Genomic DNA, 14,272 nt, shown 5'->3' with positions numbered 1-14,272 from the left:
GGGATGACGCGCAACTGGTTCCAGTCCACCAACGCCCGCATCGCCGGCGCCTTCCTGATGGCGCTGCTGCTTCAGATCGTCGGCACGCTGCTCATTCCCGGCTATTCGGCGCCTTTCGCCATCCGCGCGCTGCTGGTCATCGCCTCGCTGCTGGCAGTGGCCTCCATCGGCCAGACGCTGGTCGTCATCCTCGGCGGCATCGATCTTTCCATTCCCTTCGTCATCGGCTTTGCCAATGTCGTGGCGGCGCAGCTTTATGGCCAGGGGTGGAACTTTGCCTTGGTCTGTGTTCTCGTCGGTATCCTTGCCGTCGCGATCGGCGCCCTGAACGGGCTGATCTCGCGCGGACTGAATATCCATCCACTCATCGTCACGCTCGGCATCGGCATGATTGTCCAGGGCGCCGTGTTGTTGTGGACCGGCGGCTTCCCGTCCGGATCGGCGCCCGAGGCGGTGTCAACCTTCGTCTCGATCGGGGGCTCGGTCGGCCCCTTGCCCGTGCCCTTGCTGGTGCCATGCCTCGGGGTGTTGACGGTGCTGATCGTGCTGGTGCTCGCCCGCACGCCCTATGGCCGCCGGCTCTACGCGGTCGGCAGCAACCCGGAGGCAGCGCCGCTGGCGCTTATCGATCCGTTGCGGATGTGGGTGGTCACCTATGCGGCGAGCGCCTTCTTCGCGGCGATGGCCGGCGTGCTGCTTCTCGGCTTCACCGGCTCGGCCTATGGCGATGTCGGCCAGCCCTATCTGTTCCAGACAATTGCCGCCGTCGTGGTCGGCGGCGCGGCACTGGTCGGCGGGCGCGGCAACTATCTCGGCACCATTGCCGGGGTTCTTGTGCTCACCGAAGTCAACACGCTGCTGATCGGCCTCGGCTTCCGGCCGTCGACGGTGCAGGCCGCGCTCGGCTTGGTCATCCTGCTGCTGGTTTCGGTGTACGGGCGCGAGCGCCACGTTCGCACGACGATCTAGATCGAGTGACTATCCAAGCCGCCACAGCCGGCGCGCATTGCTGGAGAGCAGGCGCGTTCGCTCTGAGTCGCTTGCGCCGGCAAGCAGCGCATGCGTCGCGGCAATCCAGGTCGTCAGCCCGCCGCCCAGCGTGCAGACCGGCCAGTCGCTGCCCCAGATCACCCGGTCCCAGCCGAAGCACCGGATCGTGTGCTCGACATAGGGCTTGAGCGTATCGGCCGTCCAGGTCGCCGGGTCGGCATAGGCGACGACGCCGGAGATCTTGCCGACGACGTTCGGCCGCTTTGCGATCGCTTCCATATGCTCTCGCCACGGATGTTCCGCATTGCCCTTGATATCGGGCACGCCGCAATGGTCGAGGACGAACTGGACGTCGGGCGCGAGGTCGGCAAGCGCCATCGCCTTCGGGATTTGATGCGGCAGCACCACAAGGTCGAATGTCAGGCCGGTGCCGGCCAGCCGCTTGATGTTCTGACGGAACAGCGCCCCTTCCGAAAGATCGTCGGGCACGACATGCAACACGCGGCGGAAGCCTTTGACGAACGGGTCTGCCTTGGCCGTCTCCAAATAGGGCTCGAAACCGGCCTCTTCCGGCCGGCAGGACGCGATCGCTCCGCGAAGCAGGCTCCCAGCCCGACCGGCAACCGACTTCACATGGGCGGTCTCGGCGGCGATGTCGGCGGGGTCGACATCGACCTCCATGTGCAGCACGCCATCGATGCCGCAGCGCCGCGCGTCGGTGGCGTATTCGCCATAGGCGAAATCGCGGTTCAGCGCCGGCACGCCGGCCAGCCACGGATAGCGAAGCGCGCTCTGGTCGATGAGATGCAGATGCGTGTCGATGATCACGGCGGCGTATCCTCCTTGGTCCTCGAGAATGATCCCGAAAAGTTGCAGACTTTTCGGATAAGATCATACTCCAAAAAACAAAGCCTTAGAGCGGGATGACCGGCTGCTTTGGCTTCATCCCGCTCTAAGGCACTATCTCGCCGAAAAATCCATTATTCAAATAAGAAATTACGACGATTGCGGCACGTCGGACCCTGCCAGTTGCGAGAGCCTGGCGGCGGCGCCTTGCAGATGCCGAATCGTCAGCGTGATGTCGGGCGCCGTTGGCGCGTTGACAAGGGTGATGTAGGGGATGGTCAGCGCGGCGATGGCTCTGCCATCCGGCCCCAGCACCGGCGTCGACAGATTGTAGACGCCGGCGGTCTGCAGCGAGGCCATCATCTCGTAGCCACGGTCGCGCACCTGGTCGAGGCGGGCGAAGAACTCCGGTGTCAGGTTGAACTGTTCCGTGCTCTGCACATGCTCGGCGATCATCATCTTGCGCTCTTCGGGCGAGCGGAAGGCAAGCAGCACATGGCCGGAACCGGTATCGAAAAGGCTGATATGCGACCCGACGCGGATCGAGATACCCCAGTAGCGCGGCGCTTCCTGCTGCGCGATAACCACGGCGGCGCCGCGATCGAACACCACCAATTGGTTGGCCTGCCATGAGGTCTCGGCCAAGTCGCGCATGATCGGCGTTGCGTAGGACACCAGCCGCCGCACCGGCGCGTGCAATTGCGCGAGGCCGAAAAGCTTGAGCGTGAGCGAATAGCGGTCGCCGTCGATCTTGGTGACATAGCCGCGCCGCACCAGGCGGTCGAGCATCCGGTAGAACTCGTTCGGGCTGCGGTCGAGCCGCTTGGCGATCTCGGCCTGCGTCAGCCCGCCGTCCACGCCCGACAACAGCTCAAGGATATCCAGGCCTTTGTCGAGCGCCGGCGCGCGGTAGCGGTCCCCGTCTTCTTCCTCTGCCACCCGCCCCTCCAGTGAATTTCGATCTGCATATATGCATGAACTTCTCTCCACGGGAAGCATAATCGGCTTGACCCGGGAATGAAAATGCTATTTGCATATGAATGAAGCTTGAGCGATCGGCTGCGCACTCGGCCGGCCGTCGCCGCGAGCTCATGGGAGGAGAACATGACGAGATTGCTTCTAGGCATTTCCACCGGCCTGGCCGGCCTGCTGCTCGGCGGCACGGCCTTTTCAGCCGATTTGCCCGGCAAATTTCCGGGTGTGACGATCGACGTGAAGCTGATCGGCGGCCAGCAATATGAAAAGCTCTACGAGCGCATCCCCAAATGGGAGAAGGCGACCGGCGCCAAGGTCAACATCCTGACCAAGAAGAACGGCTTCGACATCGACAAGGAGCTGAAGTCCGACATCGCCTCGGGCAGCACCAACTGGTGCGTCGGCTGGAACCATTCGTCCTTCGCGCCGCAATATACCGGCCTTTACACCGACCTCAGCAAGCTGCTGCCGAAGGAAGAGATCGACGCCTTCGTGCCGTCGACGATCACGGCCGCGACTATCGACGGCAAGCTCGAGATGCTGCCGCGCGCGCAGTTCGACGTCTCGGCGCTCTACTACCAGAAGAGCCTCTACGAGAACGCCGACAACAAGACCAAGTTCAAGGCCAAATACGGCTATGACTTGGCTCCGCCCGACACCTGGAAGGAAGTCACCGACCAGGCCGAGTTCTTCGCCAACCCACCCAATTTCTACGGCACGCAGTTCGCCGGCAAGGAAGAGGCGATCAACGGCCGCTTCTACGAGATGGTGGTCGCCGAGGGCGGCGAATATCTCGACAAGGACGGCAAGCCCGCCTTCAACTCCGAGGCCGGCATCCGCGCGCTCGACTGGTTCGTCAATCTCTACAAGGCCAAGGCCGTGCCGGCCGGCACCACCAACTATCTCTGGGACGATCTCGGCCAGGGCTTCGCCTCGGGCACCGTGGCGATCAACCTCGACTGGCCGGGCTGGGCCGGCTTCTTCAACGACCCGAAGTCGTCGAAGGTCGCCGGCAATGTCGGCGTCAAGGTTGCGCCCAAGGGTTCTTCCGGCAAGCGCACCGGCTGGTCAGGCTTCCACGGCTTCTCGGTGACCGAGAACTGCGCCAACAAGGAAGCAGCCGCATCCCTGGTGTGGTGGCTGACCAATGAGGACAGCCAGAAGCTGGAAGCCGCCGCCGGCCCGCTGCCGACCCGCACCGCGGTTTGGGACTGGGACCTGAAGCAGGCCGAAAACGATCCTTACAAGAAGGAGGTTCTGGCCGCCTTCCAGGAGGAAGCCAGGCACGCCTTCGCCGTGCCGCAGACGCCTGAGTGGATCGAGATCTCTAACGCCGTCTATCCCGAACTGCAGGCGGCGATCCTTGGCGACAAGACCTCCAAGCAGGCCCTGGATGAGGCCGCCGCCAAGGCGACGCAGATCCTCCAGGACGCCGGCAAGCTCTAGACATTGCTGCCAACGCTGCCTCCCCCATCGCGAATGGGGGAGGCGACAGCGTCTTGCCGCTATGGGCAGAGCCGTCCGTACAGACCGGGCCTTGCCGGTGAGCGGTCCGAAGTCGCCCGAAGTCGAATGCAAAACCTCACAGGATCCCGATGAAGGGCTTCAAGCCATCCGCGCCGTTCCTGTTGTTGCTCCCGGCCATCATCGTGCTGGCGGCGGTCGTGGTGCTGCCGTTGATCCTGTCGCTCTATTCCAGCTTCACGCCGTTTCGCCTGACGCGGCCCGAGACGTTCTTCGTCTTCGTCGGCTTCCGCAACTACCTCTCGATCCTGTCCAATGCGGATTTCTGGTGGGCCTTTGGCCGCACCGTTCTGTTGCTCACCATCGCGCTCAACCTCGAGATGCTGCTTGGCCTCGGCCTGGCCATGCTGGTTGAGAAGGCGACGCGCGGGCAACGCATCCTGCGCACGCTGATGATGTTCCCGATGATGTTCTCGCCGATCCTGGTCGGCTTCCAGTTCAAGTTCATGTTCAATGACAATATCGGCCTGGTGAACAACGCGTTGCAGTCGCTAGGGCTTACGCAGGACGCCATCCCGTGGCTGATCGAAGGCCGTCTTGCCTTCATCGCCATCTCGATCGCCGAGATCTGGTCGTCGACCTCGATCTTCGCCATCCTCATCCTGGCCGGGCTTCTCGCCATGCCCAAGGAGCCGATCGAGGCGGCGCGCGTCGACGGCTGCACGCCCTGGCAGACCTTCCGCTATGTGACCTGGCCGTTCGTCATGCCTTTCGCCTATATCGCCATGACGATCCGCTCGCTCGACGTGGCTCGCGCCTATGACATCGTCAAGATCATGACCGATGGCGGACCCGCCGGCCGCACGGAGCTGTTGTGGACGCTGGTCGGGCGCACCGCCTACAGCGATGCGCGCATGGGCATGGCCAACGCCATGGCCTATTTCTCTATCCTGCTATCGATCGCCTTCACCGTCTATTTCTACAACAAGCTCGCTGCGGCGCGCGCGCAGATCGGCGCGGAGTGGTGAAGATGGACGAGAACGCCTCCGCCCGCCTCACGCGCCGCGCGCTGACCGTCGCGCACCGCGTCGGCCTGTTCCTCGCGATGCTCGTCATCTGCCTGCCGGGCATCTGGATCGTGCTGTCGTCGCTCAGGCCCACGGTCGAGATCATGGCCAAGCCGCCGGTCTGGATCCCGCAAGAGCTGTCCCTCGACGCCTATGTCGCCATGTTCAGCGGCATCGGCAAGGGCGGCATCCCGGTGCTGGACTATTTCCGCAACTCGCTGATCATCTCGGTCACCTCGACAGTGATCGCGGTGGCCATCGGCATGGCCGGCGGCTATGCCTTCGCGCGCTACCGGTTCCGCGGCAAGTCTGGCATGTTCCTCGGCCTGATGCTGACACGCACCGTGCCCGGCATCGCGCTCTCGCTGCCGTTGTTCTTCCTCTATGTCCGGCTGGGCATCATCGACACCCATATCGGCATGATCCTCGCTTATGTCGCGCTCAACGTGCCGTTCACGATCTGGCTGATCGACGGCTTCTTCCGGCAGGTGCCGAAGGACCTCGCCGAAGCCGCGCAGATCGACGGCTGCACGCGCTGGCAGGCGTTCTGGCAGGTCGAATTCCCGCTGGCGCGTCCGGGCATCGCATCGGCCGCGATCTTCGCCTTCCTCACCTGCTGGAACGAGTTCGCGCTGGCCTCGCAGCTTACCCGTTCCGTCAATTCCAAGACGCTGCCCGTCGGGCTGCTCGACTACACGGCCGAATTCACCATCGACTGGCGCGGCATGTGCGCGCTGGCCGTGGTGATGATCATCCCGGCGCTGACCCTCACCTATATCGTTCAGAAACACCTCGTCGGCGGCCTGACCTCCGGCGCGGTGAAAGGTTGATTTCCATGGCTACGGTTTCGCTGAAAAAGCTCGCCAAGCGCTACGGCAATATGGAGATCGTGCACGGCATCGATCTCGAGATCGCCGACCGCGAGTTCATCGCGCTGGTCGGTCCCTCCGGCTGCGGCAAGTCGACGACTTTGCGCATGATCGCGGGTCTCGAGGATATCAGCGGCGGCACGATCGACATCGGTGGCCGCATGGTCAACGACCTGCCGCCGCGCTCGCGCAACATCTCGATGGTGTTCCAGTCCTACGCGCTTTACCCGCACATGAGCGTGCGCGAGAACCTCGGCTTCTCGCTCAAGATCGCCGGCGCCGCCAAGGACGACATGGACAGGCGCGTCGCCGAGGCCTCCGCCATCCTTGGCCTCGACGAACTGCTCGAGCGCCGTCCCTCGCAGCTTTCCGGCGGTCAGCGCCAGCGCGTCGCCATGGGCCGCGCCATCGTGCGCGATCCGGATGTCTTCCTGTTTGACGAGCCGCTGTCGAATCTCGACGCCAAGCTGCGCACGCAGATGCGCACCGAAATCAAGAAATTGCACGCCAAGGTGAAGTCGACGGTCATCTACGTCACCCACGACCAGGTCGAGGCGATGACGCTTGCCGACCGCATTGTCATCATGCGGTCGGGTTATATCGAGCAGGTCGGCACCCCGGACGAGGTGTTCAGCCGCCCCGCGACCCACTTCGTCGCCGGCTTCATCGGCTCGCCGCCGATGAATTTGCACGAGGCGACGGTGAGCGACGGCAAGCTTGTCTTCAGCGGTGGCGACAGCCTGCCTCTGCCTGGCCAGTTCAAGTCGAAGACATCGGCCGGCGACAAGGTCGTGTTCGGCATCCGCCCTGATGATTTCTACCCCACCGGCCACGGCCTGAGTTCCGGCGGTGAAACCGAAGTCCACCGCGCCGAGCTGCCGGTCAGCATCACCGAGCCGCTCGGCAACGAAACGCTGGTCTTCGCCGAGTTCAACGGCACCGACTGGGTGTCGCGCATGCTCAATCCGAAGCCGCTGAAGGCCGGCGACAGGATCGGCATGAGCTTCGATCTGAGCCGCGCGCACCTGTTCTCTGCCGAAACCGGCAAGTCGCTGAGGATCTGACATGGCAAAAATCGAGAAAGTCGAGCTGCGCATGGTCGACCTCGTGCCGAAGGTCAAGCGCACGGACGCGATCCAGAGCTTCGTCAGCCAGGAAACACCGATCGTCACCATCACCGATTCCGACGGCGCGTCGGGCACCGGCTACAGCTATACGATCGGCACCGGCGGCTCCTCGGTGATGCGGCTTCTGGCCGACCACCTTGCGCCGCGCCTGATCGGCCGTGACGTCGACCAGATCGAGGCGATCTGGCACGACCTCGAATTCGCCACGCATGCCACCACCATCGGCGCCATCACCGCGATCGCGCTGGCCGCGATCGACACAGCACTTTGGGATCTGCGCGCCAGGAAGCAGAGCCTGCCGCTGTGGAAGCTAGCCGGCGGCGCCAAGGACCGCTGCCCGCTCTACACCACCGAAGGCGGCTGGCTGCATATCGAGACGGCCGCACTGGTCGAGGACGCGCTTGCCGCGAAGGCGAAGGGGTTTACCGGTTCGAAGGTCAAGATCGGCAAGCCGCATGGCTCGCAGGACGTCGCGCGGCTGTCGGCCGTGCGCAAGGCGGTCGGCGACGGCTACGAGATCATGACCGACTGCAACCAGGGCTTTTCCGTCGACGAGGCGATCCGCCGCGCCGAGCGGCTGCGCGAGCTCGATCTTGCCTGGATCGAGGAGCCGCTGCCGGCCGACGATATCGACGGCCATGTGCGGCTGTCGAAATCGACCGCGACACCTATCGCGGTCGGCGAATCGCTCTATTCGATAAGGCATTTTCGCGAGTACATGCAGAAGGGCGGCTGCAACATCGTCCAGGTCGATGTCGGCCGCATCGGCGGCATCACGCCCTGGCTTAAGGTTGCCCACGCGGCGGAAGCCTTTAACATGCCGGTCTGTCCGCATTTCCTGATGGAGCTGCATGTCAGTCTGGTCTGCGCCATCCAGAACGGCAAATATGTCGAGTATATTCCGCAGCTCGACGAGTTGACGGGCGACAAGATGCGCATCGAGAATGGCCATGCGCTGGCGCCCAGCGAGCCCGGCATCGGTATCGACTGGGACTGGGACGCGGTCAAGGCAAGGAGCATCGCCGAGTTCACCACGGCGATCGTGAAATAGGGAGGCGGATATGCAGCGCATGGGAATGGTGCTTGGCCTGAAGCCCGAGAAGGTGGAGGAATACGTTCGCCTGCACGCCGCCGTCTGGCCGGACGTTCTCGCCATGATCTCGGCCTGCAACATCAAGAACTATTCGATCTACCTGAAGCGGCCGGAGAACCTCTTGTTCTCCTATTTCGAGTACCACGGCGCCGACTACGCCGCCGACATGGCCAGGATGGCCGCCGACCCGAAGACCCAGGAATGGTGGGCGGTCTGCATGCCCTGCCAGGAGCCGCTGGAGACCCGCAAGGAAGGCGAATGGTGGGCGACGATGGACGAGGTCTTCCATCATGACTGATGCCTTCGATCCGGTATCGCTGGCGCAGTCCTGGCCAAAACCCTCGAAGCCGCGCCCGATCGTCACCTTCGGCGCCGGCTCGATCGTCGGCGACGCGCATTTCCCCGCCTACCGCAAGGCCGGCTTCCCGATTTCCGGCCTCTATGATCCGGATCAGGCCAAGGCGCAGAAGCTCGCCGACAAATGGGGCGTGATCGCGTTCCGTTCGGTCGATGAGGCGGCGATGGTGAAAGACGCGATCTTTGATCTGGCGACGCCTCCGGGGCGGCATGCCGAGGTGTTGAAGGCCCTGCCCGACGGCGCGGTGGCGCTGATCCAGAAGCCGATGGGCAACTATCTCGGCGAGGCCACGGAAATCCTCGAAATCTGCCGTGCCAAGAACCTGAGGGCGGCGGTCAACTTCCAGCTTCGCTTCGCGCCGATGATGCTGGCGCTGAAGGACGCCATCGCCAAGGGCTGGCTGGGCGAGGTGGTGGATTTCGACGCGCTTCTGGCGCTCGATACGCCGTGGCAGCTCTGGGAATTCCTGCTCAAGGCGCCGCGTGTCGAGATCGCCATGCACTCGATCCATTATCTCGACCTGATCCGCCAGCTTCTCGGCAATCCGCTGGGCGTGCATGCCAAGACGCTTGGCCATCCCAATCACAAGGTCGCCCAGACCCGCACCAGCGCCATCCTCGATTACGGCGATACGGTGCGCTGCGCGCTCTCGATCAACCACGACCACAAATTCGGCCGCCGCCACCAGGCCTGCGAGTTCCGCATCTGCGGCGCCGAGGGCGCGGCCTATGTCAAGCTCGGCCTCAATCTCGACTATCCGCGCGGCGAGCCGGACATATTGGAAATCCATCCCAGGGGCGGGTCGGATTGGGTCAGCGTGCCGCTCGCCGGCGAATGGTTCCCCGACGCCTTTGTCGGCCGCATGGCCAATATCCAGCGCTTCGCTTCCGGCGAGGACGCCGAGCTTGTCAGCTCCGTCGAGGATGCCTGGCACACCATGGCGTTGGTTGAAGCCGCCTATAAATCGAGCGCCGCGCCGGCGACGCCGCTCGCCGCGAAGCCGTAAGACAGGACATGGAACAGACCACCTATTTCGAAGACTACGAGATCGGTTCGTCACGCCTCACAAGCGGCCGCACGATCACCGAGACCGACTTCGTCGTCCACGCTGGCCACACCGGGGATTTCTTTCCGCATCACATGGATGCCGAGTTCATGAAGACGACGCCCTTCGGCCAGCGCATCGCCCATGGCACGCTGGTCTTCTCGGTCGGCGTCGGCCTGACCGCAAGCGTGATCAATCCCGTCGCCTTCTCCTACGGCTATGACCGGCTGCGCTTCATCAAGCCGGTTTTCATCGGCGACACGATCCGCACGCGCACCACCATCGCGGCCAAGGAGGATGACCCGAAGCGCCCCACTTCGGGTCGCGTCATCGAACGCGTCGAGGTTTTGAATCAGCGCGACGAGGTCGTGCTGGCGGCGGATCACATCTACATCGTCGAGCGTCGGCTCGGCTGACAGACGGAGACAGGAACATGGCTGATCTGACAGGTAAGGTCGCGATCGTCACGGCGGCCGCGCAAGGCATAGGCCGGGCAAGCGCGCTGGCTTTCGCAAAAGCCGGCGCTATCGTCCACGCCACCGACATCAATGAGGCGGCCCTGGCCGAACTTGGCAAGACGCCCGGCATCAAGACGCGCAAGCTCGACGTACTGAACGACGACGCGGTGAAGGCCGCTTTCGCCGAGATCGGCCGCGTCGATGTGCTGTTCAACTGCGCCGGCTTCGTCCATTCCGGCTCGATCCTGGAGATGAAGGACGAAGACCTCGACTTCGCCTTCAACCTCAATGTACGCGCCATGATCCGCGCCATCCGCGCCGTGCTGCCGGGCATGCTGGAGCGTGGCGATGGTTCGATCATCAACATGTCCTCAGTCGCCGGCGCCCCGAAGGGCGTGCCGAACCGTTTCGCCTATGGCGTGACCAAGGCTGCCGTGATCGGCCTGACCAAATCGATCGCCGCCGATTATGTCGCCAAAGGCATCCGCTGCAACGCCATCTGCCCGGGCACCGTCGAGAGCCCTTCGCTGCAGGGCCGCATGCAGGCGCAGGGTGACTATGACGCAGCGCGCGCCGCCTTTATCGCTCGCCAGCCGATGGGCAGGCTCGGCACGCCGGAGGAGATCGCCGATCTTGCGATCTATCTGGCCGGCGCCACCTACACGACCGGACAGGCCTATAATATCGACGGCGGCTGGTCGATCTGAAACCGTTTCAGCGGCCGGGTTGAGTGTCGGCGGCAATCCAGTTACGAGGCAGATATGACCAGGATCACAAACCTCAGAACCTTCGACCTGCGCTTTCCGACGTCGCAAAGCCTCGACGGTTCGGACGCGATGAATCCGGACCCGGATTATTCGGCCGCTTATGTCGTCCTCGACACCGATGTTCCGTCGCTGAAAGGGCACGGCCTCACCTTCACCATCGGCCGCGGCAACGAAATCTGCTGCGCTGCGATCGAGGCGCTGCGCCATCTGGTCGTCGGGCTCGATCTCGACTGGGTGAAAGAGGATCCCGGCCGCTTCTGGCATCACGTGACCGGCGACAGCCAGTTGCGCTGGATCGGTCCCGACAAGGGCGCCATGCACCTTGCGGTCGGCGCGGTGGTCAACGCGGTCTGGGACCTATGGGCCAAGGAGGCCGGCAAGCCGGTCTGGCGCCTCGTCGCCGAGATGAGCCCGGAAGAGATCGTGCGCATCGTCGACTTCCGCTACCTCACCGACGCGATCACGCCGGCCGAGGCTCTCGATATCCTGAAAAAGGCCGAAGCCGGCAAGGCCGGTCGCATCGCCACGCTCGAGCGCGAAGGCTATGCCTGCTACACCACCTCGGCCGGCTGGCTCGGCTACCCCGACGACAAGCTGCGGCGCCTTTGCCAGGAAGCGGTCGACGATGGGTTCAACCACATCAAGCTGAAGGTCGGCCGCGACCGCGCCGACGATATCCGCCGCCTGCGGATCGCCCGCGAGGTGATCGGCCCGGACAGATATTTGATGATCGACGCCAACCAGGTCTGGGAGGTCGACCAGGCGATCGACTGGCTGAAGGACCTTGCCTTCGCCAAGCCGTTCTTCATCGAGGAGCCGACAAGTCCGGACGATGTCGCCGGCCATTCGAAGATCCGCAAGGCCGTGGCGCCGATCAAGGTCGCGACCGGCGAGATGTGCCAGAACCGCATCATGTTCAAGCAGTTCATCGCCGGCGGCGCGATCGATGTCGTGCAGATCGATTCCTGCCGCATGGGCGGTCTCAACGAAGTGCTGGCGGTGCTTCTGATCGCCGCCAAATTCGGCCTGCCGGTCTGGCCGCATGCCGGCGGCGTCGGCTTGTGCGAATATGTCCAGCATTTGTCGATGATCGACTATGTCGCCGTGTCAGGCAGCAAGGACGGTCGCGTCATCGAATATGTCGACCATCTGCACGAGCACTTCCTCGAACCCTGCGTGATCCGCGACGCCGCCTACATGCCGCCCCATGCACCCGGCTTCTCGATCGAGATGAAGGCTCAGTCGATCGAGGACTATCTGCATCGCGGCTGATACCCGGTGACCGCGGCGGCAACCGTGCCGCGGTGCGCTGTGCCGGACCGCACCGAATCGGTTATGCCTTCCGCATGCAGGAAACATCCCTCTACGAGCCGGTGAAGCGGTTTCTCGAGAGCATGGATTTCGCCGTCAAGGGCGAGATCGGCGGCTGCGACGTGGTCGGCGTGCGCGCCGGCGAGCCGAATGTCGTCGTCATCTGCGAACTCAAGCTGCAATTCAACCTCGAGCTCGTTCTCCAGGGTGTCGACCGTGCCGCCGTCTGCGACGAGGTCTGGCTGGCGGCTCGGCAGTCGGCGCGCGGCAAGGGCCGCGAGCACGACCGCCGCTTCCGCGCACTCTGCCGCCGCCTCGGTTTCGGCCTGCTCGGCGTCGATGGCAAGGGTGAGGTGGAGCTGATCCTCAGTCCGGCCGCCTTGCCGCCGCGCCGCGATCCGCGGCGGCGCTCACGCCTGGTCGAGGAGCATCACCGTCGCAAGGGCGATCCGTCCATCGGCGGCAGCACGCGGAGGAAGCCGATCATGACCGCCTACCGGCAGGAGGCGCTTGCCTGCGCCGCCGCGATGGCCGACGGGCCGAAGCGGCCGCGCGACCTCAAGGCGCTTTCGCCGCGCGCGGCGAGCATCCTTCTGCACAATTACTATGGCTGGTTCGCCAGGGCCGAGCGCGGCGTCTACGCGCTGACCGAAACCGGCCTTGCGGCGATCGGACCTTTGCCGGCGGCGTTGTAACTTATCGCGGATCGAAAGCTTCGCCGGCTTACCACTCGGCGCCCGGCTTACCACTCGGCGAGTGAGCCGTCCTTATGGCGCCATACCGGGTTGCGCCAGCGATGGCCTTCCTTTGCGCGTTCCTTGACGTAATCCTCGTCGATCTCGACCCCCAGTCCGGGCCCGTCCGGGATCGCGACATAGCCTTCATGATAGCGGAACACGTCCTTGTTGGCGGCATAGTCCAGAAGGTCGTTGGCGGCATTGTAATGGATGCCGAGGCTTTGCTCCTGGATGAAGCAATTGTAGCTCACCGCGTCGAGCTGCAGGCATGCGGCAAGCGCGATCGGGCCGAGCGGGCAATGTGGGGCGACCGCCACGTCATACGCTTCCGCCATCGCCGCGATCTTGCGGCATTCCGTGATGCCGCCGGCATGCGACAGGTCCGGTTGGATGATGTCGACGACCGCCTCCTCGAACACCGACTTGAAGTCCCAGCGGCTGTAGAGCCGCTCGCCCAGCGCGATCGGCGTCGAGCCGAGCGCGGCTATCTCCTTCAGCGCTTCGCGGTTTTCGCTCAGCACCGGCTCCTCGATGAACATCAGCCGGTATGGCTCCAGTTCCTTGACCAGGATGCGCGCCATAGGCCGGTGCACGCGGCCGTGGAAATCGACGGCGATGCCGATATTGGGACCAACCGCCTCGCGCACCATGGCGACGCGTTCCACCGCTGCATCGATCCTGTCGTGGCTGTCGACGATCTGCAGTTCCTCCGTGCCGTTCATCTTGAGCGCCAGGAAGCCGCGCGCGACCATGTCCCTGGCGCCCGCCGCAACCTCCGCCGGCCGGTCGCCGCCGATCCAGGAATAGACCTTGATGGTGTCGCGCAGCTTGCCGCCAAGCAGTTCATGCACCGGCACGCCGAGCGCCTTGCCCTTGATGTCCCACAGCGCCTGATCGATACCGGCGATGGCGCTCATCAGGATCGGCCCGCCGCGGTAGAAGCCGCCGCGATACATGACCGTCCAATGATCCTCGATCAAGCGCGGATCCTTGCCGATCAGATAGTCGGCCAATTCCTTGACCGCCGCCTCGACCGTCAGCGCCCGGCCTTCGACGACGGGCTCGCCCCACCCGCTGATGCCGGCATCGGTCTCGATCTTGAGGAAGAGCCAGCGTGGCGGAACGATATAGGTGGTCAGAGCGGTGATCTTCATGCGGCCGGCCG

The 14,272-nt window shown here is 64.1% G+C and carries 15 protein-coding genes; 12 read left to right on the top strand and 3 right to left on the bottom strand.

Annotated elements, in window-relative coordinates; genetic code table 11:
* The first annotated feature begins 3 nt into the window (after nt 1–3).
* Nucleotides 4–969: an ABC transporter permease gene (locus tag YU3_RS0110290; protein ID WP_027166156.1), complete on the top strand. Its 966-nt coding sequence runs from the start codon at nt 4–6 to the stop codon at nt 967–969.
* 9 nt (nt 970–978) lie between these two features.
* Here YU3_RS0110290 and YU3_RS0110285 read toward each other — a convergent pair whose 3' ends face one another.
* Nucleotides 979–1,818, bottom strand: coding sequence for an amidohydrolase (locus tag YU3_RS0110285; protein WP_027166155.1), 840 nt, complete (start codon nt 1,816–1,818; stop codon nt 979–981).
* A 168-nt stretch (nt 1,819–1,986) separates the two neighbouring features.
* Nucleotides 1,987–2,775, bottom strand: coding sequence for an IclR family transcriptional regulator (locus tag YU3_RS0110280; RefSeq protein WP_036258227.1), 789 nt, complete (start codon nt 2,773–2,775; stop codon nt 1,987–1,989).
* Between the two features lie 165 nt (nt 2,776–2,940).
* Between YU3_RS0110280 and YU3_RS0110275 the strand changes: the two genes are divergently transcribed.
* The 11 genes from YU3_RS0110275 to YU3_RS0110225 all read left to right on the top strand — a co-directional run bounded on the left by YU3_RS0110275 (nt 2,941) and on the right by YU3_RS0110225 (nt 13,065).
* Nucleotides 2,941–4,257 carry a sugar ABC transporter substrate-binding protein gene (locus YU3_RS0110275; protein ID WP_027166153.1) on the top strand — a complete coding sequence of 439 codons (1,317 nt, stop codon included), beginning with the start codon at nt 2,941–2,943 and terminating at the stop codon, nt 4,255–4,257.
* A 149-nt stretch (nt 4,258–4,406) separates the two neighbouring features.
* Nucleotides 4,407–5,303, top strand: coding sequence for a sugar ABC transporter permease (locus YU3_RS0110270; RefSeq protein WP_027166152.1), 897 nt, complete (start codon nt 4,407–4,409; stop codon nt 5,301–5,303).
* A gap of 2 nt (nt 5,304–5,305) precedes the next feature.
* Nucleotides 5,306–6,172 carry a carbohydrate ABC transporter permease gene (locus YU3_RS0110265; protein ID WP_027166151.1) on the top strand — a complete coding sequence of 289 codons (867 nt, stop codon included), beginning with the start codon at nt 5,306–5,308 and terminating at the stop codon, nt 6,170–6,172.
* A 5-nt stretch (nt 6,173–6,177) separates the two neighbouring features.
* Nucleotides 6,178–7,275 (top strand): sn-glycerol-3-phosphate ABC transporter ATP-binding protein UgpC, encoded by a 1,098-nt coding sequence (gene ugpC, locus YU3_RS0110260; RefSeq protein WP_027166150.1) that lies wholly within the window; start codon nt 6,178–6,180, stop codon nt 7,273–7,275.
* A 1-nt stretch (nt 7,276) separates the two neighbouring features.
* Nucleotides 7,277–8,389 carry a mandelate racemase/muconate lactonizing enzyme family protein gene (locus tag YU3_RS0110255; RefSeq protein ID WP_027166149.1) on the top strand — a complete coding sequence of 371 codons (1,113 nt, stop codon included), beginning with the start codon at nt 7,277–7,279 and terminating at the stop codon, nt 8,387–8,389.
* Nucleotides 8,390–8,399: 10 nt separating this feature from the next.
* Nucleotides 8,400–8,729, top strand: coding sequence for an L-rhamnose mutarotase (locus tag YU3_RS0110250; protein WP_027166148.1), 330 nt, complete (start codon nt 8,400–8,402; stop codon nt 8,727–8,729).
* The gene (locus YU3_RS0110245) at nt 8,722–9,795 is read left to right on the top strand and encodes a Gfo/Idh/MocA family oxidoreductase (RefSeq protein WP_027166147.1); all 1,074 of its coding nucleotides are present in this window, start codon (nt 8,722–8,724) and stop codon (nt 9,793–9,795) included. Before YU3_RS0110250 ends, YU3_RS0110245 begins: the two co-directional genes overlap by 8 nt.
* 8 nt (nt 9,796–9,803) lie before the next feature.
* Nucleotides 9,804–10,250, top strand: coding sequence for a MaoC/PaaZ C-terminal domain-containing protein (locus YU3_RS0110240; RefSeq protein WP_027166146.1), 447 nt, complete (start codon nt 9,804–9,806; stop codon nt 10,248–10,250).
* Nucleotides 10,251–10,267: 17 nt separating this feature from the next.
* Nucleotides 10,268–10,999 carry an SDR family oxidoreductase gene (locus YU3_RS0110235; RefSeq protein WP_027166145.1) on the top strand — a complete coding sequence of 244 codons (732 nt, stop codon included), beginning with the start codon at nt 10,268–10,270 and terminating at the stop codon, nt 10,997–10,999.
* Between the two features lie 54 nt (nt 11,000–11,053).
* Nucleotides 11,054–12,331 (top strand): L-fuconate dehydratase, encoded by a 1,278-nt coding sequence (locus YU3_RS0110230; RefSeq protein WP_027166144.1) that lies wholly within the window; start codon nt 11,054–11,056, stop codon nt 12,329–12,331.
* A gap of 74 nt (nt 12,332–12,405) precedes the next feature.
* The gene (locus tag YU3_RS0110225; protein WP_027166143.1) at nt 12,406–13,065 is read left to right on the top strand and encodes a DUF2161 family putative PD-(D/E)XK-type phosphodiesterase; all 660 of its coding nucleotides are present in this window, start codon (nt 12,406–12,408) and stop codon (nt 13,063–13,065) included.
* Nucleotides 13,066–13,112: 47 nt separating this feature from the next.
* Here the strand turns inward: YU3_RS0110225 and dgoD are convergent, their stop codons facing one another.
* A complete protein-coding gene (gene dgoD, locus YU3_RS0110220; protein ID WP_027166142.1) occupies nt 13,113–14,261 on the bottom strand; it encodes a galactonate dehydratase in 1,149 nt (382 codons plus the stop codon).
* Between the last annotated feature and the right edge of the window lie 11 nt (nt 14,262–14,272).

Source organism: Mesorhizobium sp. WSM3224 (assembly GCF_000427725.1).
Taxonomy (GTDB): domain Bacteria; phylum Pseudomonadota; class Alphaproteobacteria; order Rhizobiales; family Rhizobiaceae; genus Mesorhizobium.
This window is presented reverse-complemented; position numbering and strand designations above follow the sequence as displayed.